Annotated in this window: 12 protein-coding genes; 2 read left to right on the top strand and 10 right to left on the bottom strand. The window is 33.1% G+C overall.

Features of this window, described 5'->3' with window-relative positions; translation table 11 throughout:
* Window positions 1-23: 23 nt before the first annotated feature.
* From Q0910_RS00800 to mazG, 4 genes are all read right to left on the bottom strand, one after another.
* On the bottom strand, window positions 24-3,056 hold the full coding sequence (locus tag Q0910_RS00800) for a TonB-dependent receptor (protein WP_299211219.1): 3,033 nt from the start codon (window positions 3,054-3,056) through the stop codon (window positions 24-26).
* 245 nt (window positions 3,057-3,301) lie between these two features.
* Window positions 3,302-4,831, bottom strand: a complete 1,530-nt coding sequence (locus Q0910_RS00795; RefSeq protein ID WP_299211216.1) for a helix-turn-helix domain-containing protein — start codon at window positions 4,829-4,831, stop codon at window positions 3,302-3,304.
* A 192-nt stretch (window positions 4,832-5,023) separates the two neighbouring features.
* A complete protein-coding gene (locus Q0910_RS00790) occupies window positions 5,024-6,541 on the bottom strand; it encodes a helix-turn-helix domain-containing protein (RefSeq protein ID WP_299211213.1) in 1,518 nt (505 codons plus the stop codon).
* A gap of 278 nt (window positions 6,542-6,819) precedes the next feature.
* On the bottom strand, window positions 6,820-7,593 hold the full coding sequence (gene mazG, locus Q0910_RS00785; protein ID WP_299211210.1) for a nucleoside triphosphate pyrophosphohydrolase: 774 nt from the start codon (window positions 7,591-7,593) through the stop codon (window positions 6,820-6,822).
* 124 nt (window positions 7,594-7,717) lie between these two features.
* Between mazG and Q0910_RS00780 the strand changes: the two genes are divergently transcribed.
* Window positions 7,718-7,888, top strand: coding sequence for a hypothetical protein (locus Q0910_RS00780; RefSeq protein ID WP_299211206.1), 171 nt, complete (start codon window positions 7,718-7,720; stop codon window positions 7,886-7,888).
* 91 nt (window positions 7,889-7,979) lie between these two features.
* On the opposite strand, the gene Q0910_RS00775 is transcribed toward Q0910_RS00780, so the two are convergent.
* The 4 genes from Q0910_RS00775 to Q0910_RS00760 form a co-directional block, all read right to left on the bottom strand.
* Window positions 7,980-8,924: a nitronate monooxygenase gene (locus Q0910_RS00775; protein ID WP_299211203.1), complete on the bottom strand. Its 945-nt coding sequence runs from the start codon at window positions 8,922-8,924 to the stop codon at window positions 7,980-7,982.
* Window positions 8,924-10,543: a S8 family serine peptidase gene (locus Q0910_RS00770; RefSeq protein WP_299211200.1), complete on the bottom strand. Its 1,620-nt coding sequence runs from the start codon at window positions 10,541-10,543 to the stop codon at window positions 8,924-8,926. Before Q0910_RS00770 ends, Q0910_RS00775 begins: the two co-directional genes overlap by 1 nt.
* A gap of 29 nt (window positions 10,544-10,572) precedes the next feature.
* Window positions 10,573-11,760: a tRNA 2-thiouridine(34) synthase MnmA gene (gene mnmA, locus Q0910_RS00765; RefSeq protein ID WP_299211197.1), complete on the bottom strand. Its 1,188-nt coding sequence runs from the start codon at window positions 11,758-11,760 to the stop codon at window positions 10,573-10,575.
* Between the two features lie 154 nt (window positions 11,761-11,914).
* A complete protein-coding gene (locus Q0910_RS00760; RefSeq protein ID WP_299211194.1) occupies window positions 11,915-12,601 on the bottom strand; it encodes a hypothetical protein in 687 nt (228 codons plus the stop codon).
* Between the two features lie 256 nt (window positions 12,602-12,857).
* Between Q0910_RS00760 and Q0910_RS00755 the strand changes: the two genes are divergently transcribed.
* On the top strand, window positions 12,858-13,841 hold the full coding sequence (locus tag Q0910_RS00755) for a fasciclin domain-containing protein (RefSeq protein WP_299211191.1): 984 nt from the start codon (window positions 12,858-12,860) through the stop codon (window positions 13,839-13,841).
* A 74-nt stretch (window positions 13,842-13,915) separates the two neighbouring features.
* Here the strand turns inward: Q0910_RS00755 and yidC are convergent, their stop codons facing one another.
* On the bottom strand, window positions 13,916-15,796 hold the full coding sequence (gene yidC, locus Q0910_RS00750) for a membrane protein insertase YidC (protein WP_299211188.1): 1,881 nt from the start codon (window positions 15,794-15,796) through the stop codon (window positions 13,916-13,918).
* An 84-nt stretch (window positions 15,797-15,880) separates the two neighbouring features.
* Window positions 15,881-17,524 (bottom strand): CTP synthase, encoded by a 1,644-nt coding sequence (locus tag Q0910_RS00745; RefSeq protein ID WP_299211185.1) that lies wholly within the window; start codon window positions 17,522-17,524, stop codon window positions 15,881-15,883.
* Between the last annotated feature and the right edge of the window lie 43 nt (window positions 17,525-17,567).

Below are 17,567 nucleotides of genomic sequence, written 5' to 3'. Positions count from 1 at the left end.
ATATGTATTATCTCGTTAAACTGTTAGAAAGAAACATTAAGTCCAAAAGTATATGTTGATGCTTGTGGTAAAGTAAAGAAATCTTGACCAGCCGCATCAAAACCATCGGAACCATTGGATACTTCAGGATCATATCCGTCTAATCCATCACTTTTAAAAGTTAATAAATTTGTTGCCGTAGCATATAATCTTATTTTATTAATAAAAGTTTTTTCTAAATATTTATCAGAAAGTGTATACGCTAAGGTTACATTTTTTAATCTAACGAAAGATCCATCCTCGAGCTGAGCCGTTGAGTTTTGGTTAAAAGTATTTATAGTTGGACTATCAGGACTTGGTATAAAAGCCTGATCTCCTGGTTGCTGCCAAACATTTAACACTCTTGTTGATTTATTGAATCCACTTATTGGGTTTTCTGTAAATGTCCTAGAAGTTAATAAGACATCATTACCAAAAGAAAAATTGAATAATGTATTTAATGACCAGTTTTTATAGGTAAACACATTAGTAAATCCTCCGACTACATCAGGATTTGCCTGACCTACTATACGTCTATCTGCAGCTACTGGAGTTGTCGTTGGACTACCATCAGCACCTAACCATTCTGCATCTCCTGTCTGAGGATTAACTCCTAAATAAGGAACTAAATACCAAGTATTTACAGAAAAACCTTCTACAGCTCTCTGTCCTGAAAATGCTAGAGATCCACCCGTACGATCAACAAATTTATTCCCATTCTCATCTACACTAGTTCCATCAGGAAGATTGGTTACTTCATTTTCATTAAATCCAAGATTTAAGCTTGAAGTCCATTTAAAACCGTCGTTTGCACCATCAAAAATCACAGCATCTATAGTTACGTCAACACCTCTATTTTCTAATTCTCCAATGTTTTCGTTTCTTCCATTTAATCCATTGTTGAATGTTGGATCTTTAGGAACAAATAAAATTAAATCATCTGTCACATTGTTGTAATATTCTACATTAAAAGTTAATCTTCTATTAAAAAAAGCTGCTGTTAACCCTATATCTCGAGTTGTGGTACTTTCCCACTGTAAATCTGGATTACTTAGTGTTGAAGGTGTTAGACCTGGATTACCATTATAATTATTTCCTGCAAAAAGTCCTAATGCTGGGAAAACATTAAGAGTTCCAATTCTATCGTTTCCGGTTGTACCATAACTTGCACTTAGTTTGAGTCCCTGAATCCAATCTACGTTCTGCATGAACGCTTCATCAGATATATTCCATCCTACTGCTGCTGACCAGAATGTTCCAAATCTGTTATTAGCACCAAATCTAGAAGAACCATCTCTTCTTATAGAACCTTCTACAATATATTTACCATCTGCGTAATCGTATGTTAATCTACCTAATGAAGATACTAGCCTAGTTGCATCACCACTTGAAGAGGTAACAGGGAATGTTGAAGCCGACTCAATATTTAATTGTGCATCAGACAAAAACCCTGTACCTTGTGTTTGAACATTCCTTAATTGATTATCTTCAAAAGAATATCCTGCCAAAAGATTTAGATTATGTGCATCTCCAAAAGTTTTGTTATAGGAGAGTAAACTGTTGAGAATATATCTATTTTGTTGAAAAACAGAGTTTGCTGCAAATCCTCCTGGAGTTAATAGCTCAACATTTCTTTGTTGATTTTCCGTAAACGTTCTGTCAATTCCTATATCTTGTTTAAAACTTAAACCATCTATCAAAGAAGATAGATTAAAATCTAGAGATCCATTTGCAATAATACGGGTGGTTGTAGCTAAGTTAAGATTTAATGCTTCTTGGGCTATCACGTTACCCCCGCCCACATTACCAGCTGTTGTAAAATTACCCTGATCATCAAATGGCTCTACATCTGGCCTTTGCAGTAAAGCAATGGTATACGGGGAAGCAAAACTATTTTCATTCGGAACCCTATCGAATCGATTATGTGATACATTCGCATTTAAGGTCGCTGTTAACCAATCAGTGGCTTTAACTTGTATATTAGATCTAAAGCTAGTTCTCTCTAAATTATCACCTATTCTTATACCTTCTATATCCTCACGGGTAGCTCCAATAAAATAATTGCTTTTTTCGTTACCACCTCTTATACTAAAATTGTAGGATTGGCTTATAGCCGTTCTCAAAATTGCATCTAATGCGTCAAATTCCCCTCCTGCACTAGTTAGTGGATTTGCTGTTACAGCAGAACCATTTCTTACGAGTGTTGTAAAATCAATAAATTGCTGAGCATTTAACAAATCTGGAGTGTCGGTTATTCTAGCAAATGAAGTGTTTACGTCTATATCAACCGTCACTTTTCCATTTTTATTTCCACGTTTGGTTGTAATAAGTACAACTCCATTCGCTCCACGAGAACCATACAATGCCGAAGCTGCTGCTGATTTTAGAACGGATATACTCTCAATATCATTTGGATTGATACTAGCCAAAGGATTAATACCAGCTCCAGTACCTTGATTAAAGGTGGTAAAACTGTCCCCTAGCGTTACCCCGTCAATAACAAACAATGGTCTGGTATTACTTGTTATGGAGGCAGAACCTCTTATATTAATGGTAGGTGCCGCCCCTAATCCTCCCGAACTAGAAAACACCTGAACCCCAGATGCTTGACCTTGTAATATGTTTTGCGGAGAATCTGCAATAATATTTTCGATATCATCACCTCCAACTGTACTAATACTAGTTACTAATTTCTTTTTAACCTGTGATCCATAAGCAACTACGACAACCTCCTCTAGCTCCGCTGCTGAAACTACTAGTTGCACATTGATAGTATCAGAATCACCTACTACGACATTTTTGGTAGTAAAACTTACATAACTAAAAGATAAAACAGCTCCTCTTGCTGCATTAATAGAATAATTACCATCGAAATCAGTTTGGGTACCATTATCAGTATTTTTTACCAATACATTTACACCTGGCAATGGCAACCCTTTGTCGTCGGTTACATTACCCGAGATTGTTTTTTGTTGAGCAAATGCAATGCTGGACATCCAAAACATGAACATTAACAATTTGTAATGATGTACTCTCATAAATAAAATTTTCAAGATTATATAAATTAGCTTAGTATAATCATAAGGAGGAAGGCTAGAATAAAAAGAAGGCGAACTCAAGGTATATGCATTACAAAACTAGAATAAAATTTCCGTAGAAACTGTAATTATATTCTCCCTTCCTTACTTATGATTACGTTAATAAAAAAACATATAATACCAGTAAAAAAGGGTAAACCCTACATAAGTTTACCTAAAAATATCTAATTTCGAAAAGTAAAATATTATGTGATAAGCGATTTCACATACTCGGATGGAGTGGTATGATTATATTTCTTGAAAGATTTATTAAATGTCACTTTATTGTTAAAACCGACCTCATAGGCAACTTCTATAAGATTAAGATTTTTTGATTTCTCGTTTTTCAGAATTTCCTTTGCTTCCTTTATTCTATACGTATTAATTAGTTCAAAAAAATTAAGGTCAAAATGCTCATTTATAATCTGAGAAGCATTATTACGAGTTGTATCTAAATAATCTGCCAACTTTTGAAGGGTGATATCATTTTGGAGGTAAACTTTCTCTTGGTCTAAAAGTATCAACAATTTCTCTTTTAATTCTGCCGATAAACTCTCTGTTAGATTTGATTTCCTATACTTGTGAAACTGTATTTTAGTTTTACCTTTTATTCCTTTTGAGTTTTCAAAAAGAATTAAACGAGCATAAGAAGTATAACTTATATATAACGCCAGTAAGGACATAGAAATTATCTGTAAGTAAAATAAAAAGCCCCTTATAATGAATTGGTTTATAAGAACCGCATAAATCGTGTAGGCAATAATATAAATAGCACACAAGATTACTATGTTTCGTAACCTATTACGTTCTCCTATAACTAAATTTTTATTTTTCTTAATTGAAGTAATATAAATTGTTATAATCAATCCTATGTAGATTATTAGTGATATTAATTTAAAAGTCACAAGTACCTGTAAGTATGGTCTCTCATTATTTATTATCATTCTCAATTTCTCTTCCTGAGGTAAAGAATAAATAGGAAATAAAAGAATGAGAAATATAACGGTAGGTACTAAATGCAATATATCTATAAGTTTAAACTCATATTTTGTTGCTACTCTTTTAAAATAAAAATAAATAAGTGGACCATATAAAAATGAAAATGACGCAGATAAATATAGAGTATGGGGTAGGTAATATTCGTAATTAGTTATTAATATGCTAATCCTAATAATGAAAAAAGAATGGATTAACAAAAAGGTACTTATCAAAAAGTTCGCAATCTTATCCGGTCCCTTCCTTAAATTTAACACAGTATATATAAATACACCTATAAATCCTACGTATAAACAAAATAGAGCCCAAAAATTTATTTTTTTAAGGTATTTACTAGATAACGCCTGATATGACTTAGAAGAGCTGATCTCATTAAAATAACTATGTCCAACAAACTCAACATCTAGACTCCTTTTTATATATATTTCTATATACTTACAAGCAAGTTCAGGTTGGTTTAATTTAGTATAAGCAAATGCTATTTTTTTATAGACAACCGAAGAATCAATAGTTCCTTTTTCTAATACTATTTTATATTCCGAAATGGCCATAAGAAATCGTTCATTCTGAAAATTATCTTCCGCAGAATAAAACAAACTATCAATCTGGGATTTAGCATTTTTTGAACTTAAGTTTTTTCCGTTCGAACCAGAAGCGGATAAAGAAATTAAAATCAATAAAAAAAATAAAGCCCTAAATCGTGATAATGATACGGTAATGTTTAGTTGAGTTAGCCACATAATTGAGATAAACAAATACCTAATCCACAAATTTACAAATATGTTTTTTACTTTTTATGTTTTAATATTAACAAAAAACAAATGTTAGTTAACAAACTTCATAGTTCTCTTAGATACTTTTGACCCCACTTACTAAAGTTACATTACAAAATAACACATCCTATTTTAGAATAATATTATGTCTAATACAAGTTAAGCAACGAAGGATTTAACATATTGAGATGGAGTTATCTGATTATATTTCTTGAAAGATTTATTGAAGGTAACTTTATTATTAAAACCCACTTCATAGGCCACATCGATAATATTAAAGTTCTTATGTTTTTCTCCTTTTAATAATTCTTTTGCTTCTTCAATTCTAGACTTATTTATTAATTCAAAAAAGTTTAGATCAAAATGTTCATTTATGATCTGAGAAGTATTGTGTCTTGTAGTATCCAAATATTGTGCTAATTTCTGAAGAGTAATATCATTTTGTTTATAAATTTTCTTTTCATCAAGAAGATATTGCAACTTCTCCTTTAACTCCAGTGACAAACTTTCAGTAAGACCAGATTTCTTATACTTATCGATTTCTGGTGGTATATTATTTTTAATCAATCTTAAAACACCAAAAACACTAGGCTGAACAAAAGCGGTATAGCCTACATATAGTACAAGTAATGCCATGGATACAATCTGGACGTAAAACAAAAAACCACTAAGAACTTGTTTTATAATCAATATTGAATATATACCGTAGGAAACGATATAAACAGAACAGAAAACAACAATATTTCTCTGCCAGTTAAATACTATTTTGGAAAAATATCTATTGATTTTAATAGAATTCAAATACATTTTTATAACTAAACCTCCATAAATTAATAGCGATATTAATTTAGAAATTGATATTAGATTTATATAAGGTCTCTCTTTATTTAATATTATACTTAGTTTTTCATTCGAAGGCAGGCTGTAAATTGGAAACAACAACACTACCAATAATAAGGAAGGTACCAAATGCAATAAATCCAAACGTTTAAAACTATAACTTATAGTAACTCTTTTGAAATAAAAATAGATAAGAGGTCCATATAAGAAAGAAAACAATGTAGACATATAAAATATATGAGGCAGATAGTACTGATAGTTAGAAAAATATAAGCCAATATGAATTATAAAAAACGAATGTATCAATATGAAGGCACTCATCAGTAAATTAGCAACTCTGTCTGATTTTTCTCTAAAATTTAAAACTATAGATATAAAAAACCCTATGAATGCGACATAAAAGCAGAAAATTGACCATAACCCAACTTGTTTTAGATACGTGTCCGCTAGTAATTGATATTCTTCAGAATCACTGATTACATCAAAGTAGCTGTGTCCTACAAAAGAGGGATTCAAACTTACTATAACATATTTATGTATGTATTTACTAGCAAGTTCCGGTTGATTACTCTTAGCATATGAAAATGCTAATCTTTTAAATATAGCTATAGAATCTCCAGTTACTTGTTCTAAGGCTCTCTCATAATTTTTAATAGCTAAAGCATACCGATTATCGTCATAATATTTCGTTGCAGAAATTATGAGTTCATTAAATTCGATGCCCCCATTATTTAAAGTATTTATCTTATCATGATTGCTAAATAACGACAATGAAATAAATAGAAAAATAAAGGCACCAAAAAATGGATTTAATATTTTTTTTTTTGAATTAGCCACACAATTATCACTAAATAATTATACTTCCTAATTTACGATAAGTTTTTTAGAAATTCATCACAACAACGGATGTCCCGATAATATTTTACCGAAAAACGCAGCAAAACAAGGGTGTTCCGAACACAAAATAATTTAAATAAAATATGGTTAAACCGTAAAATTTATATAAAAACATGAGGAATTATCACTTTCCAATTATCAATAAAGTGAGGAAAAAACCATATAAAATATCCGATCGATAATTTTTACTAAAGAAGAATATCAACCCCTAACTATGATCATATTTTTTTTGCTTCTTCCCAAAACACATCCATTTCGGCCAATGTCATATCTTTCAAACTCTTACTTTTTTCTTTAGCTTTTTCTTCTAAATATTGAAATCGTTTTATAAACTTTTTATTGGTTCTTTCTAGCGCATCTTCTGGATTTACATTTAAAAAACGTGCGTAATTGATCATTGAGAATAGTACATCTCCAAATTCTGATTCTATTTTGTCTTGATTATGTTCATCAATTTCATGCTGTAATTCTGCAAGCTCTTCTTGTAATTTCTCAAATACTTGTTGTGGTTCTTCCCAGTCAAATCCAACTCCAGCGACTTTATCTTGTATTCTGCTAGCCTTTACTAGCGCGGGCAGAGATTTTGGAACTCCTTCTAAAACGCTTTTCTTACCTTCTTTGAGTTTTAAGTTTTCCCAATTTCGCTTTACATCTTCTTCATCAGTAACTTTTACATCACCATAAATATGTGGGTGACGATTAATAAGCTTTTCACATATTTCATTGGCTACATCAGATATATCAAAATCCCCTGTTTCACTTCCTATTTTAGCATAAAAAACAATATGCAATAATAAATCTCCAAGTTCTTTTTTAACCTCTTCAAGGTCATTATCCAAAATAGCACCTCCTAATTCGTAGGTTTCTTCTATGGTAAGATGACGAAGTGATTGTAAAGTCTGTTTTTTATCCCAAGGACATTGTTCACGCAGTTCATCCATAATCGTAAGCAAGCGATCAAAAGCTTTTAGCTGGTTTTCTCTGGAGTTCATAGATATCATTTTACATCAAAAGTAAGGATAATAAGGTGTAACCTATAATTTGATTATAAAAGTAATTTTCAATAAAAAAAAGTATGAATTTGAGGCTTCTTTAATATAACAGATTAGATTCTGTATGCCTCCTATAAAAAATCTTTTTGCTTGTATCCCTGCAGACGGTCATTTCAATCCAGTGACAGAATTAGCAATGCATCTCAAAAATAAAGAACATGATGTACAATGGTATACTGATAAAGCTTATGAGGATAAACTAAAACAAATGGAGATTCCATATATACCTTTATGAAAAACCAAAGAAATTAAAATTTCAGAATTAAACCAGTCATATCGGAACGAAAAAAAATATTATGAATCTGCTATCACCAAAGAATAACTAATCAAAATCTAACTTTACTCATCTTTTGCTTGGTGACTTCAAAATCAATAATTAAGTCTTCTATTATTTTTACTACTGGTTTAATCTCATGAATCAAACCTGACACCTGTCCGATTTCTAGTTCACCTTCTTCCAGATCTCCTTCAAACATTCCTCGTTTTGCTCTTGCACGACCCAATAAGGTTTTTAGTTCTTCTACGGTAGGGCCTTTGGTATACAATTCTGCCACATCCTGATAAAATTTATTTTTCAGCATACGCACTGGAGCCAATTCTTTTAAAGTAAGATGTGTATCGCCTTCTTTAGCGTCCACCACCATTTTTTTAAAATCTATATGAGAGGAAGCTTCCTCGCTTGCTACAAATCTGCTCCCTATCTGAACTCCATCAGCTCCTAATGACATAACAGCAAACATTGATGCACCCGTAGCTATGCCTCCCGCGGCGATGAGTGGTATTTTTATTTTCTCTTTAACCATTGGAATCAATGCTAAAGTAGTTGTTTCGTCTCTTCCATTATGCCCACCAGCTTCAAAACCTTCAGCAACCACTGCATCCACACCTGCATCCTGAGCTTTTAGAGCAAATTTCACGCTACTCACCACGTGAACGACGGTAATTCCTTTTTCCTTAAGATAAGAAGTATACGTTTTGGGATTTCCTGCTGATGTAAAAACAATTTTCACTCCTTCTTCGATTATAATTTCAATAACTTCCTGAAGATTAGGATATAACATTGGAACATTGACACCAAAAGGTTCATTTGTTGCTTTCTTACATTTTTGAATATGCTCTCTTAAAACATCCGGATACATAGAACCTGCTCCTATAAGTCCTAAACCACCTGAATTACTTACTGCACTAGCTAATTTCCAGCCGCTTGCCCAAATCATCCCGCCTTGAATAATAGGATATTGGATTTTAAAAAGTTCTTTGACTTTATTCATTAGTATTTTGATATCTTCAATGTGTAACGTGAGGTTCCTGAAATTAATTCTACAAGGTATAAACCTTTTGATAAATTGTTCAATGAGATAGAATTCAAATTTTTTAATATTTCAGATTGCACCATTTTTCCTTCGGTAGTAAAAATGCGAATTTCAAGTGATTCTTTAGTAGTTAAATCAAAAAATAATCTATCCCGTACTGGATTTGGATATACTTTAAAGCCTTCAGTGAAATTCTCATCTATAGATAAATTTTCGAATATTGACTTAAAATCAGGAATTCCATACCCTAATTGAATTGTTGGATTATTATATAGTGATGCTGATTCTCTTACCATTTGCATAATTTCTGCATTGGTCATGGACGGAAAGGCTTGCCATAAACATGCTACGGCACCTGCCATTATTGGAGAACTGAAAGAAGTTCCGTTACTAGTAGATACTGCATTATTAGAGCGTATTACCGCCGCTCCAAGTCCTTTGGCTACGACATCTGGTTTTACTCTATTATCAGCCGTAGGTCCTCTAGAGCTGAATGAGGCATAGGTTCCAAAAACATCAATAGCACCTACAGTTAATGACCCAAGGGCATCTCCTGGAGCTGTAATAATACCCCAAGCACTATTTCCGGAATTGCCGGCAGAAGAAACTAACAACATGCCCTTTTCAAAGACCATATTTGCTCCTTTGGAAATAAAAGCCGTTTGTCCATCCATATCAGAAGTAGTATAATCATACGCTGGATTATCAAAACCATTAGAATACCCTAAAGAAGTATTAATTACGTGTACTCCTAAACTATCTGCTCGTTCTGCAGCTTCTACCCATAATGCTTCTTCTTTAGGTCCCTCTGTGGCTGCATCTTCTGTTATGAATAAATAATACTTAGCATCTGGAGCTGTCCCTACGAATTGCCCATCAATAAACCCTGCAATATCACTAAATGTTTGAGTTCCGTGACTACTACCCGCAAAGGCAAATTCATTATCATCTCTCCTAACAAAATCATATCCATCCAATAATCTACCATCATCTCTTATGCGCTTAAAACCATCAATGGTATTCACTCCCGGGAAACCAGAATCCATAACAGCAATAGTCATTCCCGTCCCTGTGTAATCTTGCTCATGAAGGTAATCAGCATTTAGCTGTTGGATTTGCTGCGCTGCATTTCCATAATTAAACGTCGTTTTTACTTCGAACTTATTATTTTTTATAGGAGCTCTATCTTCTATAGAAAATACAGACTTTCCTGAATCTAATGAATTGTTTGCATAATCTATACGATCCACAAAACTAAGGCTCGATAGACTGCTAATATTTGCTTGAGTTCCTCTAACATATATACAGTTAAACCATTTAGATTTTGCAAGTACAGTTATTCCTGTGGCATTCTTTACCTGTGTGATATACGTTTCATTAACAGGAACATCTTTTTCATCAATAGCAACATTGTGAAGATTTTTTCTATCAATAGATTCTTGAGTAAGTATAGTTAATGGATTGGCAATAGAACTTGCCACATTTTCCTTATCCGCAAAATAAACCCAAGCGTCCTCCGTTTGAGCAATTGCTAATTGACTCATGCAAAAAAGCAAAAGAGTGATTATATTTTTCATATCATTAGTAGTTTGGCAACCTTCACAAGTTACGAAATTACTCCTGATCCAACTAATTCATCATCTATATACCAAGCAACAAATTGTCCTTCTGTAATCGCACTCTGAGGATTTTCAAAAACTACATACATCCCAGATTCTACTTGATATAAAGTAGCCTTATCTAAGGGTTGTCTATATCGTATTCTAGCCATTACATCTAATTCTTCATCGATCTGTAGTCTTAGATCTTGTCGCACCCAATGTAATTCTTCATTACTAATAAAAAGTGCTTTTCGATATAAACCAGGATGGCTTTTGCCTTGCCCAGTATAAATTACATTGGTTTTTACATCAGTTTCTATAACAAAAAGTGGTTCTGGAGTTCCACCCACAGCTAACCCTTTTCTTTGTCCTTTTGTATAATAATGTGCTCCTTGATGTTTTCCTACTATTTTACCATCACTAACATCATATTTATATTTTGAAGAAAGGAATGCCAGCTCATCTTTTTTAGAATCAAAGTTTGGCTTTGTTTTATTATACATTTCTTCTGCAGAAGAGATTTCAATAATATCTCCTTGTTTAGGTTGTAATTTTTGCTGAAGAAACTCTGGTAATCGTACTTTCCCAATAAAACATAGTCCCTGAGAATCTTTCTTATCTGCTGTAACCAGATCCTGTTCTTTTGCAATCTCTCTAACTTCTGGTTTTAATAGCTCTCCTACAGGAAAAAGTGTTTTTGCTAATTGATCTTGTGATAACTGACACAAAAAGTACGACTGATCCTTATTAGAATCCTTTCCTGCCAAGAGACGATGTATTTCTTTACCATCTTTAGTAACAGAATCTTTTCGGCAATAATGTCCGGTAGCTACGTAATCTGCACCTAGTGATAATGCTATTTTTAAGAAAACATCAAACTTAATTTCGCGATTACATAATACATCTGGATTCGGTGTCCTTCCTCTCTCATACTCATTGAACATATAGTCTACAATACGTTCCTTATATTCTACACTCAAATCAACAGTCTGAAATGGAATCCCTAATTTTTCGGCAACCAATAAAGCATCATTACTATCATCTAACCAAGGACATTCATCGGAAATAGTAACCGAATCATCATGCCAATTTTTCATAAAAAGACCTATCACCTCATATCCCTGCTCTTTTAATAAATATGCTGCCACACTAGAATCCACTCCTCCCGATAAACCTACAATAACTCTTTTCATTACTATTATTTTGTCTGTATCCTCATTATAACTTAAACGGAAGAAAACAATACAACTTCCGTTTTTAAATTATTTGCAAAAATAATAAATAAAAAAAGCAATGCTGATGCATTGCTTTAAGGTTTTTTCTATGAATGAATTCGAAAAACTTATACTAGGAACCTCTTTTATTAACAGGAAATTGTTTTCGCTCGAGTAATTTCCCATTTTTATAATAACTCCATAATCCATCTTTACGATCTTTCTTATAATTACCTTCTATTTTTACTTTTCCTTGAGCATCATAATATTTAGTATTACCATGTAATTGGTCATTTACATATGTAAATTCTTTAATAATTATACCTTTATCAGAATATACTACACGCTTCCCTTCTTTTTTACCTTTTACATATATTGTTCTTTCGGTTAATTGACCATTTTCAAAATATGTTTTTTGTTCTCCATGGAGTTTTCCTGAATTATACTCTTCGGTCATCATTACTTTAGAGGACCCTTTATGATAATACGTCCATAACCCAACTCTTTCCTTACCTATCATATTCCCTTCACTAATTACCTTTCCTTTATTAGTAAAATATTTTACATTGACTGTATCGGTTTTATTAGAGAATATTTTAATAGCAGTAGGTGATTTACCACTATTAGGCTTGTAGAATTTAAACTTACCTATTTCTTTTCCGTGATCAAATGTTCCTTCATATCGGATCTGGTCACTGCCCTCATATTTCTTCTGCCACTTTCCATGTCGCTTTCCTTCAACATCAAAAGCATTAAATTCCTGTGCGTTTCCGAGTGTTAGACTAGAAACAAATAAGAAAAACAAAAATTTATTCCGCATAGTTTAATTTAATTTTAGGGTAACTTAATAGTCCAAAAAGCATACCAATATTCTGTAAAAATACAATCAAAAGAAAATATCAACTCTTTTTATTTCTGAAAATCCTACAAAAAAAACATTAAAACTTCCAAAAAAACAACCAATCTATATTAAAACAACCCGTTGTTAACTTTTGTTTAACGAATTATTGAAAATATATAAATTCAGTCCAGCGTTACAGTATCCGAACAAATTATAACTTTTAAAACTCAAAAACATGAAAATTATTTCAAAAATCACCAACGCTGTAATCATTGCAGCATTAGTGTTAGGTATTTCATCTTGTGGTGATGATGACGATGGCAACATTATTATTCCAACAGAGAACATTGTAGTAACTGCTACTGCAGATACAGATTTATCACTACTGGTCGCTGCCCTTGGTGCTGCTGACGGAGATTTAGTATCTGTTCTTAGCGGAACAGGACCTTTTACAGTATTAGCTCCAACAAATACAGCCATGGAAGCTTTTCTCGCTGCTAACAATTATGCTGACATTGCTGCTGTACCAACAGACGCGCTACAGCAACTTTTATTAAATCATGTAATTCCCGGAGAAATTACCTCTACTGCACTTACAAGTAATGGTGCCGGTTACGCAAAAACAGCTTCCACCGCAGGTCCCGATGGCACCACTATTAGTATCTACTACAATACTAGTAATGGAGTAGTTTTTAATGGTGCTGCTACCGTTACAACTCCTGATATTGCTACATCAAACGGTATTATACATAAAATAGATGCAGTAATTGGATTACCAGACATAACTACTTTTGCTACTGTTGATCCTAATTTCTCAAGACTTGCAGAAGGATTAACAGCTTATAGTTTTGATTATGTAGATACATTACAAGGAGCTGGTCCTTTTACTGTATTTGCTCCTAACAATGCTGCTTTTGATGCTCTATTGGCAACTGATCCTATGTGGACTGCCACTGGAGATATTCCAGAAATGACATTAGAAAACGCTTTAAATCTTCATGTAATTGAAAATGCTAATGTACTAGAAGCTGATTTGACTGATGGAGAAGTAAATACGTTAGGTGGAAACGTAACCATAGATGCCACCGCAAAAACAGTTTCTGATGGAGCTGATCCTGCTAATACAGCAACAATAACCGCAACAGATGTTCAAGCAACTAATGGTGTTATACATGTAATCGATAATGTTTTATTATCTCCAATAGCTCCTAACAGATAGGCAAGTATTTATAAAGAAACAAAAGGCTCGTTTTCTATCGAAAACGAGCCTTTATTTATGAATAAAATTTCAACTTATTTTTTTGCTTTTTGTTGTTCTGCTTGCTCCATTAACTCCTTCATCTTCTTCTGAAACTTACCTTGTTTTTTTGGTTTTTTCTTATTCTCCTGAATCTTCGCGTGAATTTTATCTTCGTCTATAATCACATTCTTAATCACTAACATAATACCAATTGTAATTAGATTAGAAATGAAATAATATAATGACAATCCACTTGCATAATTATTGAAGAACACCAACATCATTAATGGAGATAAGTACATAATAAATTTCATATTAGGCATCCCCGGTTGTTGCGTTTGCATCGTCTGACCAGTTGTCATCATCATATAAATGAATATAGCAATAGAAGCTAAGATTGGAAATAAACTAATATGATCTCCATAGAAAGGAATTTCAAATGGCAATTTTGCTATAGTATCATAACTAGATAAATCATCTGCCCACAAGAAGCTCTTTTGTCTTAAATCAAAAGCACTAGGAAAGAAATTAAACAATGCATAGAACACGGGAATCTGCATGAACGCAGGCAAACAACCACTCATTGGGCTAGCTCCTGCTTTGCTATATAAAGCCATTGTTTCCTGCTGCTTTTTCATAGCATTATCCTTATATTTCTCAGTAATCTCAGCTATTTCAGGCTTTAATATTTTCATCTTCGCCTGTGAAACGTAAGACTTATAAGTTACAGGTGACAAAACGATACGAACAACAATTGTCATTACTACAATCGCTATACCATACGGAAGAAATCCACTTAAGAAACCAAAAAATGGAATAAATATATATCTATTAATGACTCCGAATATACCCCATCCTAATGGTACAATCTCATCTAAGTTGCGGTCATAAGAGCTTAAAGTTTTATAATCAGTAGGACCATAATACCAGTTCATATTATAACTAAGCTCTCCTCCTTGAAGTTCTAATGGGACGGAGGCAGCAAATTCTTTAGTAACTTTTATGTCTTTATCATCCAATTCGCTGGCATTAGCAACATTTTTAGATGCCAACGTAGCTGTTTTAAAAGGAGTATCCGTAAGTAAAATAGAAGTAAAAAAGTGTTGTTTAAACCCTATCCAACTTACCTGTTCCTCTTGATCTTCATCAAATTCTCCTTGTCCAGTAAAATCATCCTTACCATCTTCATATTCATAATGAATATCCGTATATCTGTTTTCATAAGAAGCACTTTTGGCTTGTCTAATAGCTTGTAGTTTCCAATCTAAGTTAATAGCCTGGCTACTATTAATCACCTGTTGTAAACCCTGAGACTTAATTGAAAAATCTAACATATATTCATTAGGCTTCAATTCATAGCGATATTCCAGAAATTTAGATTCTGAAACTTTCAGTTTCATAGATAAAACAGTATTATCACCATTTTTAGTTACAGTAGGTTCAAAAAACAGGTCTTTTGTATTCAGGATTCTATTGTCTGTCGTTCCAAAATTAATATTGAAAGAAGCGTTTTTTCCATCTTTGATTAAGTACAAAGGAACTGAATCATATGTTTTGAAGTTTTTAAGCAAAGCTTCTTCAATATAACCTCCTCTATTATTAATTTTTAAACTTAAAACTTCGTTTTCTATTTTGGTAACATTTTCTTTAGCAGAAGGTAAACTCGCAGCATATGCAAATGCTCCTAACTGAGACTTTGCAGCTACTAATGCTAACGAATCTTGTGGGTTAGCAACGATAGCTTCACTTTCTTTTATAAACTCTGTTGTTTTATTTTCTTCGGTCTTTTGTTCAGCTTCAACCTGTTCTTGTTTTGCTTTTTCTGCTTCTATCTCTTCTGGAGTAGGCTTATTTACGTAAAACATCCACGCAAAAATTCCAAATATCAGTACAAATCCAATTACAGTATTAAGGTCAAATTTCTTTTCTTCCATTGATATGTGTATAAAAAAGCCTCTATCCGTTAGAAAGGCCTTCTAAAATTATATTACTTTTTTTATTGTCAATTATCTCGCCACTTAAGATCCTTGTGCCACTTTGGCATCTTTCTTACAATTAGAATATTCTACCGCTGCTTTTATAAAAGCAACAAATAGTGGATGCGGATTGGCCACAGTACTTTTATACTCCGGATGATATTGAACACCAACGAACCAAGGGTGTTCAGGAATTTCTACAATTTCTACCAATCCGGTTTTAGGATTGATTCCAGTAGTTCTAAGTCCTGCTTTTTCTAATTGTTCTTTGTATTGATCATTGTATTCGTAACGATGGCGATGACGTTCAGCAATTAAAGATGTTCCATAAGCTTCAGATACTTTACTATCATCCATTAATTCACAATCCCAAGCTCCTAATCGCATAGTACCTCCCATATCTGTTATGTTCTTTTGCTCTTCCATCAGGTTAATAACTGGATTAGCAGTATTTTCATCTACTTCTACAGAACAAGCATCTTTCAGCCCTAATACATTACGGGCGTACTCTATTACGGCCATCTGCATTCCTAAACAAATTCCAAAAAACGGTAATTTATTTTCTCTGGCGAACTGTACTGCTTTTATCTTACCTTCTATACCTCTTTCTCCAAATCCAGGAGCTACTAAAACTCCATCTAGATGTGCAATTTTATTTGCTATGGTCTCATCATCGATATATTCTGAGTGAATACTTTCTACATTCACTTTTACCTCATTTTCTGCGCCCGCGTGTATAAAAGCTTCCAGAATGGATTTATAAGAATCCTGTAATTCTACGTACTTTCCAATAAGACCAATGGTTACTTCACATTTTGGGTTTTTATGTCGTTTTAGAAAATCGTTCCACTTATCTAAATTCGGAACGTTATCATCTCTTAGTACTAATTGTTTTAAAACTACCGCATCAAGACCTTCTTCCAACATCAAATTAGGAACATCATAGATTGTAGAAGCATCAATAGACTCTATAACAGCTTCTTGTCTTACATTACAGAACAAAGCTAGTTTTCTGCGAAGATCTTCTGACAACTCGTGTTCTGTTCTACATACCAAAATATCAGCTTTGATACCACTCTCCATTAAGGTCTTTACACTATGTTGGGTTGGCTTAGTCTTTAGTTCTCCGGCAGCTGAGAGATATGGTATTAATGTAAGATGAATCACTAAAGCATTTGTATCCCCTAGTTCCCATTTAAGCTGACGAACGGCTTCAATGTATGGTAAAGATTCTATATCACCAACAGTTCCTCCTATCTCAGTAATTACAATATCATAATCACCACTTTTTCCTAGAATCTGAATTCTTTCCTTGATCTCATTTGTAATATGTGGTACGACCTGAACTGTTTTTCCTAGAAATTCACCACGACGTTCTTTTTCAATAACGCTCTGATAAATTCTACCTGTAGTTACGTTATTAGCCTGTGATGTAGGGGTATTAAGAAATCGCTCATAATGTCCTAGATCAAGATCTGTTTCTGCTCCGTCATCAGTCACATAACACTCTCCGTGCTCATAAGGGTTTAATGTCCCTGGATCAACATTAATATATGGATCCAGTTTCTGAATCGTAACTCTGTATCCTCTTGCCTGAAGCAATTTTGCCAAAGAAGCTGCTATAATTCCTTTTCCTAATGAAGAAGATACGCCTCCGGTTACAAAAACATATTTGGTATTAGCCATGTAAACTTAACTATTTGTTCGGTTGTGTTTAAATTTTGCGCAA

The sequence above is a fragment of the uncultured Aquimarina sp. genome (assembly GCF_947495315.1).
Taxonomy (GTDB): domain Bacteria; phylum Bacteroidota; class Bacteroidia; order Flavobacteriales; family Flavobacteriaceae; genus Aquimarina.
The sequence above is the reverse complement of the archived record's forward strand: the minus strand, read 5'-3'. Positions and strand labels throughout refer to the sequence as shown.

What these genes read in the sequence shown, in the direction of transcription:
- Q0910_RS00800 (WP_299211219.1), bottom strand. Translation starts at nt 3,056, where the DNA reads ATGAGAGTACATCATTACAAATTGTTAATGTTCATGTTTTGGATGTCC.
- Q0910_RS00760 (WP_299211194.1), bottom strand. Translation starts at nt 12,601, where the DNA reads ATGCGGAATAAATTTTTGTTTTTCTTATTTGTTTCTAGTCTAACACTC.
- Q0910_RS00775 (WP_299211203.1), bottom strand. Translation starts at nt 8,924, where the DNA reads ATGAATAAAGTCAAAGAACTTTTTAAAATCCAATATCCTATTATTCAA.
- yidC (WP_299211188.1), bottom strand. Translation starts at nt 15,796, where the DNA reads ATGGAAGAAAAGAAATTTGACCTTAATACTGTAATTGGATTTGTACTG.
- mnmA (WP_299211197.1), bottom strand. Translation starts at nt 11,760, where the DNA reads ATGAAAAGAGTTATTGTAGGTTTATCGGGAGGAGTGGATTCTAGTGTG.
- Q0910_RS00755 (WP_299211191.1), top strand. Translation starts at nt 12,858, where the DNA reads ATGAAAATTATTTCAAAAATCACCAACGCTGTAATCATTGCAGCATTA.
- mazG (WP_299211210.1), bottom strand. Translation starts at nt 7,593, where the DNA reads ATGAACTCCAGAGAAAACCAGCTAAAAGCTTTTGATCGCTTGCTTACG.
- Q0910_RS00745 (WP_299211185.1), bottom strand. Translation starts at nt 17,524, where the DNA reads ATGGCTAATACCAAATATGTTTTTGTAACCGGAGGCGTATCTTCTTCA.
- Q0910_RS00795 (WP_299211216.1), bottom strand. Translation starts at nt 4,831, where the DNA reads ATGTGGCTAACTCAACTAAACATTACCGTATCATTATCACGATTTAGG.
- Q0910_RS00770 (WP_299211200.1), bottom strand. Translation starts at nt 10,543, where the DNA reads ATGAAAAATATAATCACTCTTTTGCTTTTTTGCATGAGTCAATTAGCA.
- Q0910_RS00780 (WP_299211206.1), top strand. Translation starts at nt 7,718, where the DNA reads ATGCCTCCTATAAAAAATCTTTTTGCTTGTATCCCTGCAGACGGTCAT.